Origin of the sequence: Paenibacillus sp. FSL H3-0321 (genome assembly GCF_038002865.1) — a bacterium.
Lineage (GTDB): Bacteria > Bacillota > Bacilli > Paenibacillales > Paenibacillaceae > Paenibacillus_AQ.
Genome location: NZ_JBBODH010000001.1, coordinates 2,411,373 through 2,431,716, shown reverse-complemented (window position 1 = coordinate 2,431,716; position 20,344 = coordinate 2,411,373). Strand labels below are relative to the sequence as shown.

Below are 20,344 nucleotides of genomic sequence, written 5' to 3'. Positions count from 1 at the left end.
GAAGGACGAAGGGTATGATGAAAGATGTGGGTACAGATACATATGGGGAAAAAAGGGGAATACCCTTTTCACTGCTGATGGCCGCAGGATTCTTGGCGCTCGTGCTGGTTGTGGCTGCTTCCATTTCCTTCGGATCTGCTGATATGCAGCTGCATACAGCTTGGGCGGCGATTTTTAATTTCGATCCCGCTAAAACGGAGCACCAGATCATTCACAACCTGCGGTTTCCACGCACAATTGCGGATGTTATCGTCGGCTGCAGCCTGGCGATGACAGGAGCGATTATGCAGGGTACTACCAGAAATCCTCTGGCCGATTCGGGACTGATGGGCATCAGCTCTGGTGCGGGACTGGCAATGGCGCTTTGCATGGCTTTTTTGCCGGACCGTACTTATGCACAGACTATGCTATATGCCTGTCTTGGGGCAGGTGCAGCAACCGGGCTGACCTATGGAGTCGCTTCTTTAAGCAAAAGGGGGATGACCCCGCAGCGGCTTGTACTGGCGGGAATGTCGGTATCCATGCTGTTTGCCGCGTTAAGCAGCTTTGTCGCCATTAAATACAACATCGGACAGGCCCTTGCGTTTTGGACGGCCGGAGGGACAGCCAGTACCACCTGGAAAGAGCTAAGCATTATCTCGCCGCTGTTTGCCGTCGGCGTGCTGGCTGCTATTGCTTTGGCCCCTTCGGTTACGCTGCTAAGTCTGGGAGATGATGTTGCGTCCGGGTTGGGGCTGCCAACCGGGAGGATCAAGGGTATTTCCACACTTATTGTGCTGGTGCTGACCGGATTGTCGGTTTTGATCGTCGGCCCCATCAGCTTCGTGGGCCTGATTATCCCGCATGTAGTCCGCTATATGGCGGGTGTGGATTACCGTTACATTATTCCGCTGTCCGGGCTTTACGGAGCGACCTTCATGGTGGGGGCTGATTTGTTCGGCCGGCTCATTAACCGCCCAAATGAAACGCCTGTAGGGATTATTTTTGCAATCATCGGCGTTCCCGTTTTCCTCTATCTGTCACGCCGGCAAAAGGGGGAATTAGGATGAAGCAGCGTGCTTATACCGTTTCCCGGGGAATTGGTTTATGCCTTCTACTAGTAGTACTGGTCATTCTGATTGTGGTGATAGGAATGAATTCGGGTCAAATGAACCTGTCTCCCATGGAGGTGCTGCGTGTACTACTGCTGAAAGGAACAGACAAGCAGAATCTGATTGTCTTCGAATTCAGGCTCCCGCGGATCGTGCTTTGTATACTGGTTGGCATAGGAATGGGCGTTGCGGGGTCTATCATGCAAAGTTTGCTGAGGAACGACATGGCTAGTCCGGGAACGCTGGGTATCAGTTCCGGGTCCGGGCTGTTTGTGCTCATCTATATCGCGATTTTCTCTGTTAAAGGTGTTTCCTCGGCGATTGCGCTGCCGGTGCTGGCTTTTATCGGAGGCATGACTGCAGCGGTGCTGATCTTCTTGCTGTCTTACCGCCGGGGCAGGGAGATATCCCCCACTGGATTAATCCTTACGGGGGTAGCCATGTCAAGCGGCTATGGAGCGCTGTCTCTGATGATTACACTCCGGCTGGATCATACTCAGTTCGAATTTGCCCAGCGCTGGATGGCGGGCAGCCTCTGGGGTGATGACTGGAAATATATTTCGGTGTTGGCCCCATGGACAGTGCTGCTGGTGGGTTATGCGGTTTACAAGTCGCGGGTTCTAAATACACTCAATCTTGGCAATGAGACAGCGACGGGCTTAGGGCTTGCGGTAAAACCGGAATTTCTTGGACTTACTCTGGCTTCAGTGGCGCTCTCCTCCGGAAGTGTGGCCCTGGGCGGCAATTTTTTCTTTGTCGGTCTGATTAGCCCCCATCTGGCGCGCAGGCTGGTTGGCCCGAACCACAAGCTTCTCCTCCCGGCCTCGGCGCTGACCGGGACGCTGGTGGTACTTATTGCGGACACAATTACCCGCACGGTTAGTTTCGGAACAGATATACCGACCGGAATCATCATCACTATGCTGAGTACACCTTATTTTTTGTATTTGCTGGCCAGGTCAGAATAAACAATGGGAGATGCGGGTAGACAGGCTTCTATCATCCGACACTAGGATGATGAAGTCTGTTTATTATTTGTATGTACCTATTCTCCATTTTATTAAAAAACTATAGATTAATTGTACGTACAAGTGTATAATGAGGTGGCAAAGCAAAAGAACGATCATACCTAAGACCATAGGGAGGATTACGAATGTTGGAGCAATTGAAACAAGAGGTACTGGAAGCCAATCTTGACCTACCCCGTTACAATTTGGTAACGTTTACATGGGGGAATGTCAGCGGCATTGACCGGGAAAAGGGACTGGTGGTTATTAAGCCGAGCGGTGTGGAGTATGACAAGCTGCGCCGGGACGACATGGTTGTGCTTGATCTGGAAGGCAATATTGTTGAAGGCAGCTACCGTCCTTCTTCTGATACAGCTACTCATTTGGTGCTATACAAGGCATTTCCGAACATCGGCGGCATTGTCCATACCCATTCACCATGGGCAACCGGCTGGGCACAGGCAGGCAGAGGCATTCCGGCGCTCGGAACCACCCATGCCGATTATTACTACGGTGAAGTTCCCTGCACCCGCCCGATGACAGACGAGGAAATCAAAGGTGCGTATGAGCTGGAGACCGGTAATGTGATCGTGGAGACATTCAAGGATCTGAATCCGGACATGATTCCGGGTGTGCTTGTACATTGCCATGCTCCCTTCAACTGGGGGAAGGATCCGCATAATGCGGTTCATAACGCTGTAGTCCTTGAGGAAGTTGCGAAGATGGCAACACAGACCTTCCAGCTGAACCCGAATGTGCAGCCGATGAGCCAGACGCTGCTCGACCGTCACTTCCTGCGCAAGCATGGAGCAAATGCGTATTACGGCCAAAGCTAATTACTATATATAAAGGAGAATTCGTACATGAGTAAAAAATATGCAATCGGCGTCGACTACGGAACCCAATCCGGACGCGCTGTGCTGGTAGATCTGGCCGACGGAACGGAAGTCGCGGATCATGTAACGCCTTATCCGCATCACGTGATTGACGAGATTCTGCCGGGAACCGGCAAAAAACTGGAATATGACTGGGCGCTCCAGCATCCGGCAGACTACATTGAAGTATTGAAGCGTTCGGTGCCAGAGGTAATCCGTGAGTCCGGCATAGATCCTGCGGATGTCGTGGGTCTTGGCATAGATTTTACCGCTTGTACGATGCTTCCAGTTAATGAACAAGGACAGCCGCTTTGCCTGCTTCCTGAATATCAGGAGAACCCGCATAGCTGGACGAAGCTGTGGAAGCATCATGCCGCACAGCATGAAGCGAATGAAATCAACCGCATCGCTGCTGAACGCGGTGAGAAATGGCTTCCGCGCTACGGCGGCAAAATCTCCTCCGAATGGATGATGGCCAAGGTCTGGCAAATCCTGGACGAAGCGCCTGAAATCTATGATGCGGCTGATCAGTTCCTGGAAGCTACCGACTGGGTGATCTCGCAAATGACCGGCAACATTGTACGCAACAGCTGCACGGCCGGTTATAAGGCCATCTGGCATAAAGCGGACGGATATCCGGACAAGGAGTTCTTCAAAGCGCTTGATCCGCGCCTCGAGAACCTGACCGAAACGAAGCTGCGCGGGGATATCGTTCCCCTGGGAACGAAAGCCGGGGAACTGACTGCCGAAATGGCTCAGCAAATCGGCCTTGTGGCAGGTACGGCCGTGGCCGTCGGCAACGTCGATGCGCATGCCGCTGTACCCGCTGTAGGTGTAGTTACCCCGGGCAAACTGGTAATGTCCATGGGTACCTCAATCTGCCATATGGTGCTGGGTGATACCGAACGAGAAGTTGAAGGCATGTGTGGTGTGGTGGAAGACGGAATCATTCCGGGATATTACGGGTATGAGGCTGGACAATCCGCTGTTGGCGATATTTTTGAATGGTACGTGGAAGAAGCGGTCCCTGCCTATGCGAAAGAAGCTGCGGCGGAAGAAGGCGTAAACATCCATACTTGGCTGGAAGCACGGGCTGCGGCTTACAAGCCGGGCCAAACCGGACTTCTCGCACTGGACTGGTGGAACGGCAACCGCTCCGTACTTGTGGATACCAACCTGACCGGACTGCTGCTTGGCTGCACGCTGCTGACCAAACCGGAAGAAATTTACCGCACGCTGCTTGAAGCTACAGCTTTCGGCACACGCAAGATCGTGGATGCATTCCACGGAAACGGTGTAGCCGTTGATGTACTGTATGCCTGCGGCGGACTTCCGCAAAAGAACCGCCTGCTGATGCAGATATACGCTGACGTTACCAACCGGGAAATTAAAGTGGCAGCAAGCAAGCAGACGCCTGCGCTCGGCGCGGCAATGTTCGGAGCAGTTGCAGCCGGTGCTCAAAAAGGCGGTTACGATTCTATCGTAGAAGCGGCAGAAAAAATGGCCCGTATCCGCGAAGAATCCTATGTTCCAATTCCGGAAAACGTAGCAGTCTACGAAAAGCTGTATCAGGAATATTCCAGACTGCATGACTATTTCGGCCGCGGCGAGAACAATGTCATGAAGCATCTTAAGGCGATTAAAGAGGATGTTACGGAATAGTATGTTGATACATTCGAAGTCAGTTTGGTAATAAATCATTCAGTGAAGTTATGTACACAACACATTAGGAGGTAATTACATGTTATCCATTAAACCTTATCAATTCTGGTTCGTAACCGGAAGTCAGCATTTGTATGGCCCTGAAACGATCGAGGAAGTAGCGGAGCACTCCCGCCAAATTACCGCAGGCCTTAACTCGGACGACGCGGTTCCTTTTGAAATAGTATTCAAACCGGTTCTGACTACAGCGGACGAAATCCGCAAGCTGGCAATTGCTGCGAACAGCGATGAGAACTGCGGAGGGATCATCACCTGGATGCACACCTTCTCCCCGGCCAAAATGTGGATCGCCGGTTTGTCGCAGCTCCGCAAGCCGTTGCTGCACCTGGCAACCCAATTTAACCGTGATATTCCATGGGATTCCATCGACATGGATTTCATGAACACAAACCAGTCGGCACACGGCGACCGCGAGTACGGATTTATTGGCGCACGCATGGGCATTGCCCGCAAAGTGGTTGTCGGTTACTGGGAAGACAGTGAAGTTAGAGGCCGCATCGGCGGCTGGATGAACACCGCTGCTGCCTTCAATGAGAGCCAAACGCTGAAGGTTGCCAGATTCGGCGACAACATGCGCTCGGTGGCTGTAACCGAAGGTGATAAGGTAGAAGCACAAATCAAGCTGGGCTGGACCGTTGACGGCTATGGTGTAGGCGACCTCGTGGAACGTGTGGATGCCGTTACCGAAGCACAGATCGACGATTTGATGGCAGAATACGCGAAGGCGTATGACTTTGCCCAAGGCGGAGAACAGGATGGACCTGTGCGTGAATCCATCCGTTACCAGGCCCGTATTGAGCTGGGGATGAAAGCTTTCCTGGAAGAAGGCGGATATACAGCTTTCATTACTACTTTTGAAGATCTGCATGGACTGAAGCAGCTTCCGGGTCTTGCTGTACAGCGCCTGATGGAGCAGGGCTACGGCTTTGCCGGAGAAGGCGACTGGAAGACAGCGGCGCTTGTCCGCCTGATGAAGATTATCGCCGGCAACAAAGGCACCTCCTTCATGGAAGATTACACGTATCACCTTGATCCGGCCAATGAGCTGGTGCTTGGATCGCACATGCTGGAGGTCTGCCCGACCATTGCTGTCGACAAGCCGAAGCTTGAAGTGCACCCGCTCGGTATCGGCGGCAAAGAGGATCCGGCCCGCATGGTCTTCAACGGACGTTCCGGTGCAGCGCTGAATGCCTCGATCATCGACATGGGTAACCGTTTCCGCCTGCTTGTGAACGAAGTGGAAGGCGTTGAGCCTACCGAAGCTATGCCGAACCTGCCGGTTGCCCGTGTATTGTGGAAAGTGCAGCCAAGCCTGAAGGCAGGCGTGGAAGCCTGGATTCTGGCCGGCGGCGCGCATCATACCGGATTCTCGTATGTGGTGACTACAGAGCAACTGATTGATTTCGCCGAAATGGTTGGCATCGAATGTGTAGTCATCGACAAAGATACCAATACACGATCCTTCCGCAATGAACTGCGCCTGAACGATATCGCCTGGAAGCTGCTTTAGTTCTCTCTATACTCGTGTGATGACAAGAAACGGGTACCGCGCTCGATCAGAGTGCGGTACGTCCGTTTCTTCCTGTATATTGGACATCTGATAAAATGTATAAGGAAGGCTTTGCTAACAAAACTTTTAGGAGGAAATCGATATGAGCAGCATACTGGATAATATAAAGGCAGCCGCAGCTGAAATAGAAGGAGGGGCAGCTTTTGCTCTTCCGCAGGTTATTCATGTAGAACCGGGTGCCCTGCAGCAGGTCATTCCTTATGTGGCCGCACAGGGCTGGGAACGGCCGGTGCTTGTGGCAGATGAACATACACTGAAAGTAGCGGGAGCAAGTCTGGAGCTGGCGTGCAGGGAAGACGGGATTTCGGTCCACACCACCTTGGTGGTGCCCAATGCGCAGGGCGATGTTATTGCAGATGAAGCCTCTGTGGTGCAGGTGCTGTTGGATATTCAAAAAGTTAAAGCAGATTCCGTCATCGTGGCAGGCTCGGGCACACTGCATGATGTGGCGCGTTATGCGGCTTATACAGCAGCCATTCCCTTTGTGTCGGTCCCAACGGCTCCTTCGGTAGACGGCTTCACCTCGAACGGCTCACCGCTGATTATCCGAGGCAACAAGATAACGATTCCTGCGGCCGGTCCAGTCGCTATCTTCGCCGATACAGAGCTGCTGCGCAAGGCGCCGGCTCCCATGGTGGCGGCAGGCTTTGGCGATATGCTGGGCAAATACACCTCGTTGTTCGACTGGAAATTCGGCCGCCTGACGGCTGACGAGCCGTATGCTCCGGCAGTTGCCGCCATTACCGAAAAGGCGCTGTTGGCTTGCGTAAATCATGCAGAGGAGATCGGAAATCATACCGAACTGGGAATCCGTGTACTGACCGAAGCGCTGATTGAATCCGGTCTGGCGATCCTGCTGTTTGGGCAATCCCATTCGGCATCCGGTGCAGAACATCATCTGTCCCATTATTGGGAGATGGAGTACATCCGCACCGGACGCAGACAGCTGCTGCATGGCGCCAAGGTAGGTGTGGCCTGTGCGGAAATTTCCGCGCTGTACCATGAGCTGGCGGATACGCAGGGTTTGGCGGACAAGGAAAAGTGGGCTCAGGTGCTTAAGGAAATCAGCGGACTTCCTTCACCGGAAATGTTGCGCGGCCTGTTGCACACTGTACATGGACCCTCTACCTTGGAAGAGCTTGGTGTGGATGCTGATCTGCTGCGCCGCAGTCTGCAGGAAGCGCATTTCATCCGGATGAACCGTCATACCCTGTTGCGGGCGCGCAATGAAGGCAAGATTGCGGGAGCTGCTGCAGAATAGACAGGCGGTGCTGAAGAATCTGGAGCAGATACTAACCTTCTGAAGATTTAAGTAAAACTTTAGGAGGACTTAATACTGTTTTAAGCTTGGGACTGTATATTAGACACATACCCCCTTATTACATACCTTGACCCCGCCAGCTGCTGGCGGGGCCCTTTTTTTTTGTATACGCACAATAAATGGAGGCGCAGAACGGATTCCGGGAGCGGGAAACTTTCATTTTATAGGGTTCCATTCATAGGATTACACCTCCCTAAACGGCGTTTAACAAGGAGCTTGAGAAGGCTCTGTCATAGTGTTAATTTTTTTTATAAAAACCACTCTCTGATCTGTCGATTCAGGTCTATTTATGTCGATAATAATAGTGAAATAGTGCAAATTTAAAATATTCACTATCGGGAGAAGTTCAAGGGGAGTTCTTAGAAATCGAAGACAGAGAGGGGGGGCTTAAGTGGAGCATATCTATGGTACTCATGATAGGGTGCTTGTATTATTTTCATATGTAATTGCGGTAGCAGCTTCATATACGGTTCTAAGTCTGGCAGGGGCAGTAGGCAGATCCAAAGGGAAGAAACGTTGGCTATGGCTGATGTGCGGTGCAGTAATTATGGGCATGGGGATCTGGTCAACGCATTTTGTCGGAATGCTGGCCATATCGCTGCCGTTTCCGGTTGCTTACAACCTGAACACTGTATTGTTGTCAGTAGGAGTTTCTGTCGTTGCCTCTTTCATCGCCCTTGTCGTGATTAGCCGCTGCAAGCAGGGCATTCTTCAATTTCTTGGAGCGGGCGTATTTTCCGCGTTTGGAATTTCAGCGATACATTATATCGGCATGTCAGCGATGCAAATTAAGGTTACCTATACTCCCGGATATGTAGTCCTGTCCATCGTGATAGCTTTTGTTGCATCCTATGCAGCGCTCGGGTTATTTTCCTATATTATTGATCATGGCGAAGAAGACAATCATTGGAAGAAGCTGGGCAGCGGTCTGATCATGGGAACTGCGATTGTTGGCATGCATTACACCGGTATGCTGGCAGTCCACTTTGAGCCGCGGCATCATGCTGCACGGATCACTGGTGTTGTCCTGGATCAGAAATGGCTTGCCTATGTCATTGCAGGCGGGACTTTGTTCACGCTGTGGTTATCAGTTGTCGGAATGTTCATCTCCCGCCGGTTCTCGAACAAGGACACAGAGATACTGGTTACTGAGAAATGGTACAGGTCGTTATATGAAAATAACCAGGACGGCATTATCTCCATTGACCTGGATATGCGCATTATCGGATTTAATCCTGCAGCCTCAAGAATCACGGGAATCAGCTCAAGTGCCTTTAAGGATCAGAACATGATGTTCATTCTCTCGATTGTGGCTGTGGAGGAGCAGGACCGGATGCAGAAGCTGTTCTCAAGATCTTTTGCCGGAGAGGAACTGAGCTATGAAACAGCGATCATCCATCAGGACGGGCACCGTGTCGAGATCAGTGTGGTTAACGCTCCGGTCATGGTCGACGGGCAGGTGGTCGGAACCTATGTAATTGCCAGAGATGTGACAGAAGAAAAGCGGGCCAAGGAGAAAAATCATTACCTTGCTTTCCACGACGAGTTAACCGGTCTGCCGAACAGAAGAATGTTCAATGAGCTGCTGTCACAAACCATTGAAGCGCATAGTGAAACGATGGAGCCGTTTGCTGTTATGGTTATGGATCTTGACCGGTTTAAAATCATCAACGACTCATTGGGGCATATGTACGGCGATCTGTTCCTCCAGGAAATGAGCAGCCGTATCCGGCATAGTGTTGTGAATGAGAATGTGACGTTGGCCCGGATTGGGGGAGATGAGTTTGCGATGTTGTGCCGGTTCTCCCGGAAGAACATGAATGTAACAGCCATTGCGGAGCAGATGGTTGCAGCGATTGAGCAGCCGTATCGTCTGAAAGAGCAGGATTTTTACGTTACGGTAAGCATCGGAATCGCCTTCTTTCCCTGCCATGGTCAAGATGAGGTACAGCTTCTCAAGAATGCGGACACTGCCATGTACGAGGTTAAGAAAAACGGTAAAAATGATTATCAGTTTTTCTCGGACGATCTGGATGAGCAGCTGCTCCAGCGGGTTGAAATGGAAAACGATTTACGGAAAGCGCTGGAGCGCGGCGAGTTTATTCTGTACTACCAGCCGCAAATCCGGGCGGATAACAATCAAATTATCGGAGTAGAGGCGCTGATCAGGTGGCAGCATCCGGACAAAGGGCTCCTGCCGCCTGGCCTGTTCATTTCGCATGCGGAGGAGACAGGCCAGATTGTTGAGCTCGGAAACTGGGTGCTGCGCGAAGCCTGCCGCCAAATGCGGCTATGGCAGGATGCAGGCGGCCCGCTGATTCCTGTGGCGGTGAATTTGTCGTCCCAGCAGTTCCACCAGTACAATTTGCTTGGGGAGATTATGGGGATTCTGGAGGAGAGCGGGCTTGCTCCGCAGTATCTTGAACTGGAGATTACGGAAAGTATGATGATGAACGCTTCTGCATCTGCCGGAATTCTGAACAATCTGACCCGGAACGGAATTCGTATCAGCCTTGACGACTTTGGAACAGGCTACAGCTCCTTCAGTTATTTGAAATTATATCCCATTCATAAAGTGAAGATTGACCGTTCCTTCATCAAGGATATTGTCGCAAGCAGCGATGACCGGGCCATAGTGTCCACCATCATTACTATGGCAAGGCATCTGAATATGCAGGTCATTGCCGAAGGTATAGAAACCAAAGAGCAGCTGGATATTGTGGTGGAGTGCGGCTGCAGAAAGGTGCAGGGCTATTATTACAGCCGCCCGCTGCCGCCGGAGGAGCTGGAGGCGAAATTTCTGCTGGCGACGCAAAGCTTGTAAATACAGTTTTAAGCAAACATGGACCTTCCGGGGTTCATGTTTTTTTGTTGTGGTCAATTTTTCCAGTAAAAGGATGTCGCTAACAGCTTTTATCGTTTATGCTCAGAAAATGAACCTTTTGATGAGCCGGATTGTTAAATAGACAGATCACACAAGAAAGGAGGGGGACATGTGCAGAGCAATCGGGAGTTATTTGAAACCTACAATAAGGATGTGTACCGGACCTGCTACTACATGGTGCATGATGCCGCCGATGCCGAGGACCTGTGCCAGGAGGTGTTCATCACCGTATTCCGCAGCAAATGGGAGGATGTTAAATATCCCCGGGCATGGATTATGAAAATTGCGGTCAATACCTGCCTGAATTACTTGAAACGCCGGCGCAGTCTGCAGCAGAAGGTAGCTGAGCATATGCTTCTGCTGAAAGGCCGTGCCGAAACTCCGGTAGAGCTCTTAATTGAAGAAAAAGAAACGGCGCTGGAATGGAGCAGTTACATGACCAGGCTTCCTGTGAAGATTCGCGTGGTGCTTACGTTAAGGTATATGCATGATTTCAGTCTGGCTGAAATAGCGGAGGCGTTGTCCATCCCGGTCGGGACGGCCAAATCCAGACAGCATAAAGGATTGAAAATGATGAAAAAGATGCTGCAGGAAGCAGGAGAGCATGCAGAGGCAGGGGAGGAGGTTTTGTATGAAATCGGTGGAAGATGCGCTGAAACTGCGCTTAAATAATGATCACGGAATGGAGTATCCCGATTTTGCAAGCATGTGGGAACGGATGGAGCAAGCTGGACATACTGGTGATTCGGACAGCAAACGGGCACGGGGGAGATCGGTCCAGCGCCAGGGACGGAACTTACGGAAATCAGTTGTCGCGCTCTCTCTTGCAGCCCTTCTGGCTGCAGCTCCCGTATATGCAGCGATTCAGGTGGACTGGAACGGGCTGCTTCATGGCAAAAGCGGGATTCAAGCCGCACTCTCCGAGCACCTCGGCCAGGAGCTTGAACAGTCGGTGACAAGAGATGGGGTCACGCTGACCTTGCATACGGCGGTTGTGGATGAGAACCGCACGGTGATTCTGTACAGCCTGAACCCCGGTGAACATAACCGGGCTGAATTCATGAAGTTCAAAGGAATCTCTCTGAGGGATGAACAGGGAAACCTTAGCGAAGGGATTCTTAGAGATATGGTGTGGGATGCCGGCAGCGGCAGATACACCGGCTATGTAGAGAGCAACTGGACACCGGAGGGGGATACGGCAAAGGTAGAATTTATAGCAAGGGATCTGCAAAGCTTCACCCGGCAGGAGCAGGAGCTGGAGGTGGACAATACGACAGGGGAAACGCAGAGCTTCAATATTGCGCAGGACGATCTGCAGGCGCTTCATGTGCAGATGTTTCCCCGGGAGGATAATAGGCTGCTGGTCTACAGTGAGATTACCTTTGAACAAGAGGAGGCTGCAGCATGGGCCAAGCCGCAGGTTGTTGCTTACCGGGATGGAGCTGTCGTAAAGGAACTTACTGGCAGCCTGCAAGTGCGGAGGGGTGATAACGGTGAATATATCAGCCAGCAATTCTATCGACATAGCGACGTTTCGGATGAGAGCACAGCCTATCGGCTGCAATATATGAAAGAAGAAGAGCGACTGGACGGGAAATGGTCATTCGATCTGAACCTGAGCAAGAAGCAGATGAACACAGGGACAGCGAAATATGCTTTGAATAAGCCGCTGGAGACTGGCAGCGACGATATTACCCTGGAACAAATGGTAGTTACTCCGACCCAGATCCGGATCAGCTACCGGACCAGAGAAGCCTATGCTCATCTGCCTTATGAGAAGCTAACTCTTGAAGTACAAGGTATGAGCCTGCAGGGTGAATTATGGTCGACAGCTGAACGGGATCCGAATAAGGGAGCGATTCGCTTCGAACGGCCTTCGGGTCTCGTAATGAACGGGAAAACCCCTGTAACTCTAACAGGCAAATACAAGATTACCAATCATAAGGGGGAGCGGACTCCCATCCGTTTGACAGCTATCAGCGGGAAGCGGCAATCGGTAACATCGCAGGTAGGCGGTTATCCGGTAGTATGGATATACTACACTCTCGATGGGGATTTATATGTGGAGACCGGGAGCCAGACCCCAGGCTTTGGCGGAATCGTTTCGTTCGAAACGACCCGGAACAACTCCTATTTTGCAGGCGAAACGCTGATAGCCAATTACTCCGGGGATGATGACAACACGGCTATAAAGAGGTATGAGGGGGTTGAGCAGACGAAAGCATCCATGTATGTCAGCCGTTATATTACAGTTGAACCGGATCAGATGATACAGGTGCAGCTGCTGCCTTAACCGGCAGGGTGATGAAGCGGAAACAATAGATTGAAAGAGAAACCTTTAATATAAGAGGTTGTCCGGCCCTTGTGGGAAACGGAGGCCTCTTTTATTTGTGTATACAGGGTAATGGCGCTTAGAATATAAAGAGACGCTATATAATTTGAACTGAAGAACTACCTAGAGGCAAAAGCAGCGGAGGGGAATTTTGGAACTGTAGGAGCGATAGCGATCGCCTTTGTCTCCGGATTTCAACCGCAATAGCGGTATAAATCAAGAAATCGGGAGACAACAGCGGCCGGAAGTCCAAACATTCACTGCAGTTGCGTTCTATGCCGGCTCGGTAAATCTAAAGTTCAACTTATTATAGAAACAGCCTATGAATAATGTTCTTCGGACATAAAAAGGAGAGAAGGAGACAGGTGAACGAGATCCGCTGTGACTGGGTGAATGAAGATCCACTATATATTGCTTATCATGATGAAGAATGGGGCAAACCGCTGTACGATGACCGGAAGCTGTTCGAGCTGTTGATGCTGGAGGGGATGCAGGCCGGACTAAGCTGGTACACCGTCTTGAAGAAGCGGGAGCATTTCCGCAAAGTATTCGACGAATTTGATCCGGTGAAAATCGCGGAATATGATGAAGTCAAAATAACCGCACTGCTGGGCGATCCGGGCATTATCCGCAACCGCCTCAAGATTAACGCGATCATCCGGAATGCGGCCGTGTATTTGCAGATCGTCCAGGAGGAGGGCGGCTTTGCAGACTATCTCTGGAGCTTTACCGGGGGTGTGCCGGTAATCAATAACTGGAAGAGCAGAGCGGAAGTGCCGATTACAACCTCCCAGTCAGACCAAATGAGCAAAGCGCTGCGTAAAAAAGGCATGAAGTTTGTCGGCTCAACCATTTGCTACGCGTTTATGCAAGCTTCCGGAATGGTGGACGATCATACACAGGAATGCTTTTGCCGCAGCAAAAGTCAGCTTTCCGGAAGCTGATCCGCAGTTTGGCGCTACCCGGGGAAGAAATGGTATACTGTTAAGCAGCGCTCACAAAACCTTTAGGAGGATCCACAAAGATGTTATGGCATGAACTGACAGTACATACAACAGAAGAGGCGCAGGAGATGATTTCCAATCTGCTGTATGAGGCCGGGGCAGGCGGTGTTTCCATCGAGGAATCCGGAACCCTGAATAAGGTACGGGATACACGTTATGGTGAATTATACGACGAGCCGCTGAATGATATCCCTGAAGGGGAAGCGGTGATTAAAGGGTATTATGCCGAAACCGTCCCGATGGATGCCATTATCGAAGAGCTGGCTCCACGGATCGAAGAGCTGAGAGAGTTCGGGATTGATCCCGGCAAAGCACTGATTTCGTGGAAAACTGTGGATGAAAATGATTGGGCGCATGCCTGGAAGCAGTATTTCAAGCCGCTTCGCGTATCGGACCGGCTGACGATTAAGCCCACCTGGGAGGAATATACCCCTGCCGGCCCGGAAGAAAAAATTATTGAGCTTGATCCCGGCATGGCATTTGGAACCGGAACGCATCCAACGACAGCACTGTGCCTGCGGGCACTGGAGAAACATATCAGCGGCGATGAGGAAGTGATTGACGTTGGAACGGGCTCCGGCATTCTTGCTGTAGGCGCGGTGCTGTTAGGTGCCAAGTCTGTGCTGGCGCTGGATCTGGATCCGGTGGCTGTGGAAAGTGCCCGCGAGAATGTGGCGCTGAACCGGCTGCAGGAATCCATTACGGTAAAAGAAAGCGACCTGCTGTCACTGCTCGGCGGCGAAGGCGCGGCAGATACGGCGGCGGGAGATATGTGGCCATCGGCAAGATCCGGCCATACGGACACGCAGCAGGCTGTTCCAGCGAAGCCAAAAGCTGAAGACAGTCTTGGTGTCACACTGCCGGTGAAGGTTGTGGTCGCCAATATTTTGGCAGAGATCATCGTGTTGTTCACCGATGATGTCTACCGTGCCCTGCAGCCGGGTGGCCTCTATATCACCTCCGGTATTTATAAAGATAAGGAAGGGCTCGTGGTGCAGGCGCTGGAGTCGTCCGGGTTTGAGATTAAGGAAGTATCCCGTGAAGAAGATTGGGTGGCCTTTACAGCCGGAAAGAGGTAGAAATGGATTTTTTGGATGAAATTTTAGTAGTACCCCTGCAGCAACTTCCGTTTTTCCTGATTACACTGGTGATTGCATTTACCGTGCATGAATTCGCCCACGCCTATTTTGCCAACAAATTTGGTGACCCAACCGCAAGGCTGCTGGGCCGCATGACGCTGAATCCCGCAGTGCATTTCGATTTATTCGGTATCATCCTGCTGCTCATTGCCGGCTTCGGCTGGGCACGTCCGGTTCCGGTGAACCGCGACAACTTCAGACGCCCCCGCCTGATGGGGGTTATCGTGTCTGCAGCCGGTCCGATCAGCAATCTGCTGCTCGGTATTCTCGGTACTCTAGTATATGCCGCCCTGCATGCCAGCGGCGCCATTGAGTCCATTACGAATGAACAGCTGCTGCGGGCGGTGTACTGGTTCTTTGGCATGTTCATTCAATTTAATTTCTTCCTATTCCTGTTTAACTTAATTCCGCTGCCTCCGCTGGACGGCTACCGGATCGTAGAGGATGTGGCACCGCGCCCGATCCGTGCAAAATTACAGCAGTATGAGCAGTGGACGGTCTTTATCTTTTTGCTTATCATCTTTATCCCCGGCCTGCGTGCCTACACGATCGAACCGCTGAACAGCTGGGCACTGCAAATCGGGAACGACTTTTTCCGGTTGTTCTTCAATCTGTTTGGAGGGTAAAGCCTGAACAGGGGCTGTTCACAGGCAGGCAAACGTTGTATGATGTAATGTGAATTTTTAGACGGTTTACAAGTGAGTAGAGCGGCGGCTGGAGACCTGAACAGCAGGATCGCCGCCGCTTTTACGCTGAATAATGGATAGGATGAGGATGAAGATGCAGCGTTATTTCGTAGCACCGGAGCAGTTCGGCCCGGAACAGGTAACCATTGACGGCGAGGATGCCCGCCATATTGCCAAAGTGATGCGCGGCAAAGCCGGAGACAAGCTAATAGTCAGCGACGGCGTTTCCCGCGAGGCGTTGGCGGAGATCTCTTCGATTGAGATCGGCGAGATTATAGTAGACATACTGGAATCTCTGGAGATGGCGCATGAGCCGCGGATCAAGATTACGGTGGCCCAGAGTCTGCCGAAGGGAGACAAGCTGGAAACCGTCATTCAGAAGTGCACCGAAATCGGTGCGGTGGCTTTTGCCCCGTTCCTCTCAGAGCGCACGATAGTGCAGTATGACGAGCGCAAGGAGAATAAGAGGCTGGAACGCTGGCGCAAGATTTGCAAGGAGGCAGCGGAGCAGGCACACCGTAATATAGTGCCGGCCGTGCATGCGCCTTTGAGCTGGAAACTGCTGCTGCAAAGCTTCCGCGACTATGATGCCGTTTACTTTTGTTATGAGAAGGAAGAAGGACTGCAGCTGCGGAGCGCCGCCGCACCATGGTTGTCTGCGTTGGCGCCGGAATCGCCGGGCCGGGTAATGATCGTTGTCGGTCCTGAAGGCGGCTTCAGCCCGGAGGAATGCCATGCGGCCGAAGAGGCCGGAGCGGTACCGGTAGGCCTTGGGCGGCGTATTCTGCGCTGCGAGACGGCCGGCATGGTCGCTGCAGCCTGCATCCTGTATGAATCCGGAGAAATGGGGGGAGCTTGAACAATGCCATCCGTAGCATTTTATACTTTAGGTTGTAAAGTGAATTTCTATGACACTGAAGCCATCTGGCAGCTATTCAAAAATGAAGGTTACGAGCAGGTTGATTTCGAAGGGCCCGCCGACGTATATCTAATCAACACCTGTACGGTAACCAATACCGGCGACAAGAAAAGCCGCCAAATGATCCGCCGCGCCGTGCGCCGCAACCCGGAGGCTATCGTTGCCGTAACGGGCTGCTATGCGCAGACCTCACCCGGCGAGATCCTTGATATTCCCGGGGTCGATCTCGTGATCGGCAACCAGGACCGTGAACAGATTATGACTCACGTTAAAAATATCCAGGGGTCCCGCCAGCCGGTGAATGCTGTCCGCAACATTATGAAGACGCGTGAATTCGAAGAGCTGGATGTGCCGGGTTTTGCCGACCGGACGCGGGCGTTTATGAAAATCCAGGATGGCTGCAACAACTTCTGCACCTTCTGTATCATTCCGTGGTCGCGCGGGCTGTCGCGCAGCCGCGATCCGAAATCGATTGTCGCCCAGGCGCATCAGCTGGTGGAGGCCGGCTATAAGGAGTTTGTTCTTACCGGAATTCATACCGGAGGTTATGGCGACGATCTGGAGAATTACCGTCTCGCCGATTTGCTGTGGGAGCTGGATAAGGTGGACGGGCTGGAGCGGGTACGTATCAGTTCGATTGAAGCCAGCCAGATTGACGATAAATTGCTTGAGGTGCTGAACCGCAGCTCCAAGATGTGCCGTCATCTGCATATTCCGCTGCAAGCCGGACATAACGAGGTGCTCAAAGCGATGCGCCGCAAATACACCACCGAAGAGTATTATGCCAAGATGGAGCTGATCCGCCAGGCGATGCCGGATGTCGGGATCACCACCGACGTTATTGTCGGATTCCCCGGCGAGACCGAGGAAATGTTCCGCGCCGGCTATGATTTCATGAAGGCCGTGAACTACTCCGAGATGCATGTCTTCCCGTATTCGAAGCGCACAGGCACTCCGGCGGCACGAATGCTGAACCAGGTTGACGAGGAAATTAAGAACGTCCGCGTACAGGAACTGATCGACCTATCCGAGGAGATGCAGCTTGCCTATGCGCGCAGGTTCGTCGGCAAGACATTGTCTGTTATTCCTGAACGGTCGGCCAAAGGGGCCCCGGGCCGCAGCACACAGCACGGCTTCAGCGACAATTACCTGCAGGTTTTCTTCAGCGGCGATGATTCGCTGCAGGGACAGCTGTGTGAGGTGAAGATTACGGAAGCTGGCGTCAACGAGTGCAGAGGCGAACTGGTCCGAGTAAGCCAAAGTGAACGGCGTGAGTCCGTTCTTGTAGTTGATTAGTTAAAGGAACAGAGAAGAAACGATGGCTGCCTTTATTTAAAGGAAAGCTTGCCGTTTCTTCTTTTTTTATGCATGGTCGTTTATATCAGCCCGGCCCTTGAGATTCTATAGTCGAAAAGTCCTGAATTCAGTGGAAACTGAAAATAAATAGGAAATAGGGTAAACAGTGAGGGTGTAATTGTCGATATAGTGGAAGAGTGTGGAAATATCCACCGATAAACTTAATGCCTAAGGAGAGAACAGATGACTGTGTACAGGAAAATGACAAAGATGCTACTAGTTATGATATTGCTCGCTGCCGTGGCTTTTCCGGTAAACGTCTTTGCAGCTACAGGTGATATCAACTCGATTGATTTCGAAAGTTCGGCAAAAGTGGAACTGACCGTCGGGCAGACGCCCAGGCAGCTCAAAGTATATGCAAGCGTAGAAGGTTCTTCCTCCAAGAGAGATGTTACCGGTGCAACCGTATGGAGCTCCTCCAAGACCGATGTAGTCAAAGTAATTAACGGATTGTTGACGCCGGTCAACACCGGTTCGGCAATGATCACGGCTACATACAATAATGCGATAGCTACCCTTGAGGTATCTGTTACCCATCCCTTTAAGGAATTAACATTGGAGCGCAGCTCAGATGGAAACTATAAATTGGGCGACAGCGAGGAAACGCTGCTCGTTAAAGCAAAAGCCGTTGGCGGAGAGTCGGCAACATCTGTTAAAGATGTGACAACCGATGCCGATTGGAGCAGCTCGAATACAAGCGTAATCACTATTACTGGCGGAAAGATCACGCTGGTTGGCGAAGGCAAGACAACAATTACAGCTAAATATAAAGGCTTGACCGCCACCTTCAAAGCAGTAGTGCAGCTGCCTTATTCGGCAATCGTGCTGAAAGAGAAGGACGTAGCCCTCCAGGAGCTTGAAATGCTGGTTGGAGACGCTGCGGTTAAGTTAACAGCGGCAACTAAGGCGACTGAAACCAGCCCCGAAAAAAATGTTGCCGATCTGGCAACATGGACAAGCTCCAATGAGAGCGTTGCAACGGTAAAAGCCGGGGAAATCACAGTGCTGGCCACCGGTAAGGCTGTTATTACAGCAAGTTACCTCGGTGTTTCCAAATCGTTAGATGTGTATGTGCGCTCGCCTTACGAGGCGCTGCTGCTGGACCCTTCAGGCGATCAGTCCCTGTTCATGGGAGAGAGTTTGAAGGTTAAGGCTGAAATGAGAAATGCTGTGAATTCGACTAGAAATGAATCTGCAAACGCAGTATGGACCTCTGACAATCAGCTGACCGCAACGGTAACTAAAGACACTTCGACCGCGGAGAATGCGGCTGCGATCGTTTCGGCCAAAGCGGTTGGAAGTACGGTCATCAAAGCGGAAAACCTCGGAGTCAGCAAATCGTTCAAATTGACTGTATATCCGACACTCACCGAACTCAGCATCGATAAGGCCGAGCAGGAGATCTACACAGCGGATTCCGTAAGCCTGCCAAAGGTGAACGGAACGAAGCTTGACGGCACAAAGATGGATTTCAGTGATGAGATCGAGTGGACCTCGGCCGATGAAGAGATCGCCTTAATTAAGGATGGCAAGCTTGTAGCAGGCAAGGCGGGCACTGTAACCATCACTGGTAAGATCAAAGAAGGTAACATAATTTCATCTGCTGCTGCTGTGCGGGGCAAAACCGTTGTACAAAAAGTAACAGTTCAGAATAAAGTGCTTGTTCTAATTGGACCTGAAGGTGCATTGGGTCTGGTCATCGGCGAAGAGAAGCCGTTGCCTGAGATTCAGGCCGTGCTGGAAAATGGCGACGAGCTCGATGTCTCCAAGACGATTGAATGGGAAGTTAGCGGAACCAACGCCATCATTAAGCAGACGGCAAACGGCAAGACTGCTAAAGGATTGGTCAAGGGCAATGCCACTCTCAAAGGAACTTATGCTAACAAGAGCATCAGCATTCCGGTAACGATTGAGCAAAAGGTTGTGAAGCTGGTTGTGGAGCCAAGCACACTTGATATGAACATCAAAGGCTCCAAAACAATTAAAGTAACCGGATATTACTCCAACGGGAAAACGGCGAATTTCTCCAGCGGAATGGATTGGGAGTCCTCTAATCCGGCGGTAGCTACAGTGAAAGGGACATCCGTCAAGGCTGTTACTGAAGGATCAACAACGCTGACAGGCTCCTATCAAGGAATTGCCGCCACTGTCAAAATCACCGTCATTCCCAAACTCACGAAGTTGTTTGTTAATGAGAAAAAACTAGCTCTGGCAGCAGGAGTAACTCAGAGCGTAGTGGTGACGGCAGAGTATGATACCGGCAAAACGGCAATTGTTACTGGAAACGTGGTATGGACAAGCTCTAAGCCAGCCGTGGCTAAAGTGAATGCTAACGGCGTCATTACAGCATTAAGCAAAGGAACGACATCAATTAAGGGCAAGCTGAACAATAAAACCATAACGGTGTCCGTTACGGTGAAATAGATTGCCCCTGCAAC

Annotated in this window: 15 protein-coding genes; all 15 read left to right on the top strand. The window is 51.5% G+C overall.

The window, feature by feature from the left end; translation table 11 throughout:
* Positions 1-26: 26 nt before the first annotated feature.
* On the top strand, positions 27-1,049 hold the full coding sequence (locus MHI45_RS10725) for a FecCD family ABC transporter permease (protein ID WP_439823151.1): 1,023 nt from the start codon (positions 27-29) through the stop codon (positions 1,047-1,049).
* Positions 1,046-2,059 (top strand): FecCD family ABC transporter permease, encoded by a 1,014-nt coding sequence (locus MHI45_RS10720; protein ID WP_076109116.1) that lies wholly within the window; start codon positions 1,046-1,048, stop codon positions 2,057-2,059. Before MHI45_RS10725 ends, MHI45_RS10720 begins: the two co-directional genes overlap by 4 nt.
* Positions 2,060-2,244: 185 nt before the next feature.
* Entirely contained in the window at positions 2,245-2,934 is a 690-nt protein-coding gene (gene araD / locus MHI45_RS10715; protein WP_076109115.1) for an L-ribulose-5-phosphate 4-epimerase, read from the top strand.
* A 27-nt stretch (positions 2,935-2,961) separates the two neighbouring features.
* Positions 2,962-4,635 (top strand): ribulokinase, encoded by a 1,674-nt coding sequence (locus MHI45_RS10710; RefSeq protein WP_038595471.1) that lies wholly within the window; start codon positions 2,962-2,964, stop codon positions 4,633-4,635.
* A gap of 79 nt (positions 4,636-4,714) precedes the next feature.
* Positions 4,715-6,205, top strand: coding sequence for an L-arabinose isomerase (araA, locus tag MHI45_RS10705; protein ID WP_076109114.1), 1,491 nt, complete (start codon positions 4,715-4,717; stop codon positions 6,203-6,205).
* Between the two features lie 142 nt (positions 6,206-6,347).
* Positions 6,348-7,526: a sn-glycerol-1-phosphate dehydrogenase gene (locus tag MHI45_RS10700; protein ID WP_076109113.1), complete on the top strand. Its 1,179-nt coding sequence runs from the start codon at positions 6,348-6,350 to the stop codon at positions 7,524-7,526.
* Between the two features lie 451 nt (positions 7,527-7,977).
* Positions 7,978-10,410 (top strand): EAL domain-containing protein, encoded by a 2,433-nt coding sequence (locus MHI45_RS10695; protein ID WP_341119057.1) that lies wholly within the window; start codon positions 7,978-7,980, stop codon positions 10,408-10,410.
* 171 nt (positions 10,411-10,581) lie between these two features.
* Positions 10,582-11,142 (top strand): RNA polymerase sigma factor, encoded by a 561-nt coding sequence (locus MHI45_RS10690; protein ID WP_340896926.1) that lies wholly within the window; start codon positions 10,582-10,584, stop codon positions 11,140-11,142.
* On the top strand, positions 11,102-12,763 hold the full coding sequence (locus MHI45_RS10685; protein ID WP_340896927.1) for a DUF4179 domain-containing protein: 1,662 nt from the start codon (positions 11,102-11,104) through the stop codon (positions 12,761-12,763). Before MHI45_RS10690 ends, MHI45_RS10685 begins: the two co-directional genes overlap by 41 nt.
* 404 nt (positions 12,764-13,167) lie before the next feature.
* Positions 13,168-13,746, top strand: a complete 579-nt coding sequence (locus MHI45_RS10680) for a DNA-3-methyladenine glycosylase I (RefSeq protein ID WP_340896928.1) — start codon at positions 13,168-13,170, stop codon at positions 13,744-13,746.
* An 80-nt stretch (positions 13,747-13,826) separates the two neighbouring features.
* Positions 13,827-14,885: a 50S ribosomal protein L11 methyltransferase gene (gene prmA / locus MHI45_RS10675; RefSeq protein WP_076109108.1), complete on the top strand. Its 1,059-nt coding sequence runs from the start codon at positions 13,827-13,829 to the stop codon at positions 14,883-14,885.
* 2 nt (positions 14,886-14,887) lie between these two features.
* Complete coding sequence (locus MHI45_RS10670) at positions 14,888-15,571, top strand: site-2 protease family protein (protein WP_076109107.1); 684 nt, start codon at positions 14,888-14,890, stop codon at positions 15,569-15,571.
* A gap of 154 nt (positions 15,572-15,725) precedes the next feature.
* Positions 15,726-16,490: an RsmE family RNA methyltransferase gene (locus MHI45_RS10665; protein ID WP_076109106.1), complete on the top strand. Its 765-nt coding sequence runs from the start codon at positions 15,726-15,728 to the stop codon at positions 16,488-16,490.
* 3 nt (positions 16,491-16,493) lie between these two features.
* Positions 16,494-17,846, top strand: coding sequence for a tRNA (N(6)-L-threonylcarbamoyladenosine(37)-C(2))-methylthiotransferase MtaB (mtaB, locus tag MHI45_RS10660; RefSeq protein WP_076109105.1), 1,353 nt, complete (start codon positions 16,494-16,496; stop codon positions 17,844-17,846).
* Between the two features lie 270 nt (positions 17,847-18,116).
* A complete protein-coding gene (locus tag MHI45_RS10655; RefSeq protein WP_256718015.1) occupies positions 18,117-20,330 on the top strand; it encodes an Ig-like domain-containing protein in 2,214 nt (737 codons plus the stop codon).
* Positions 20,331-20,344 lie beyond the last annotated feature (14 nt).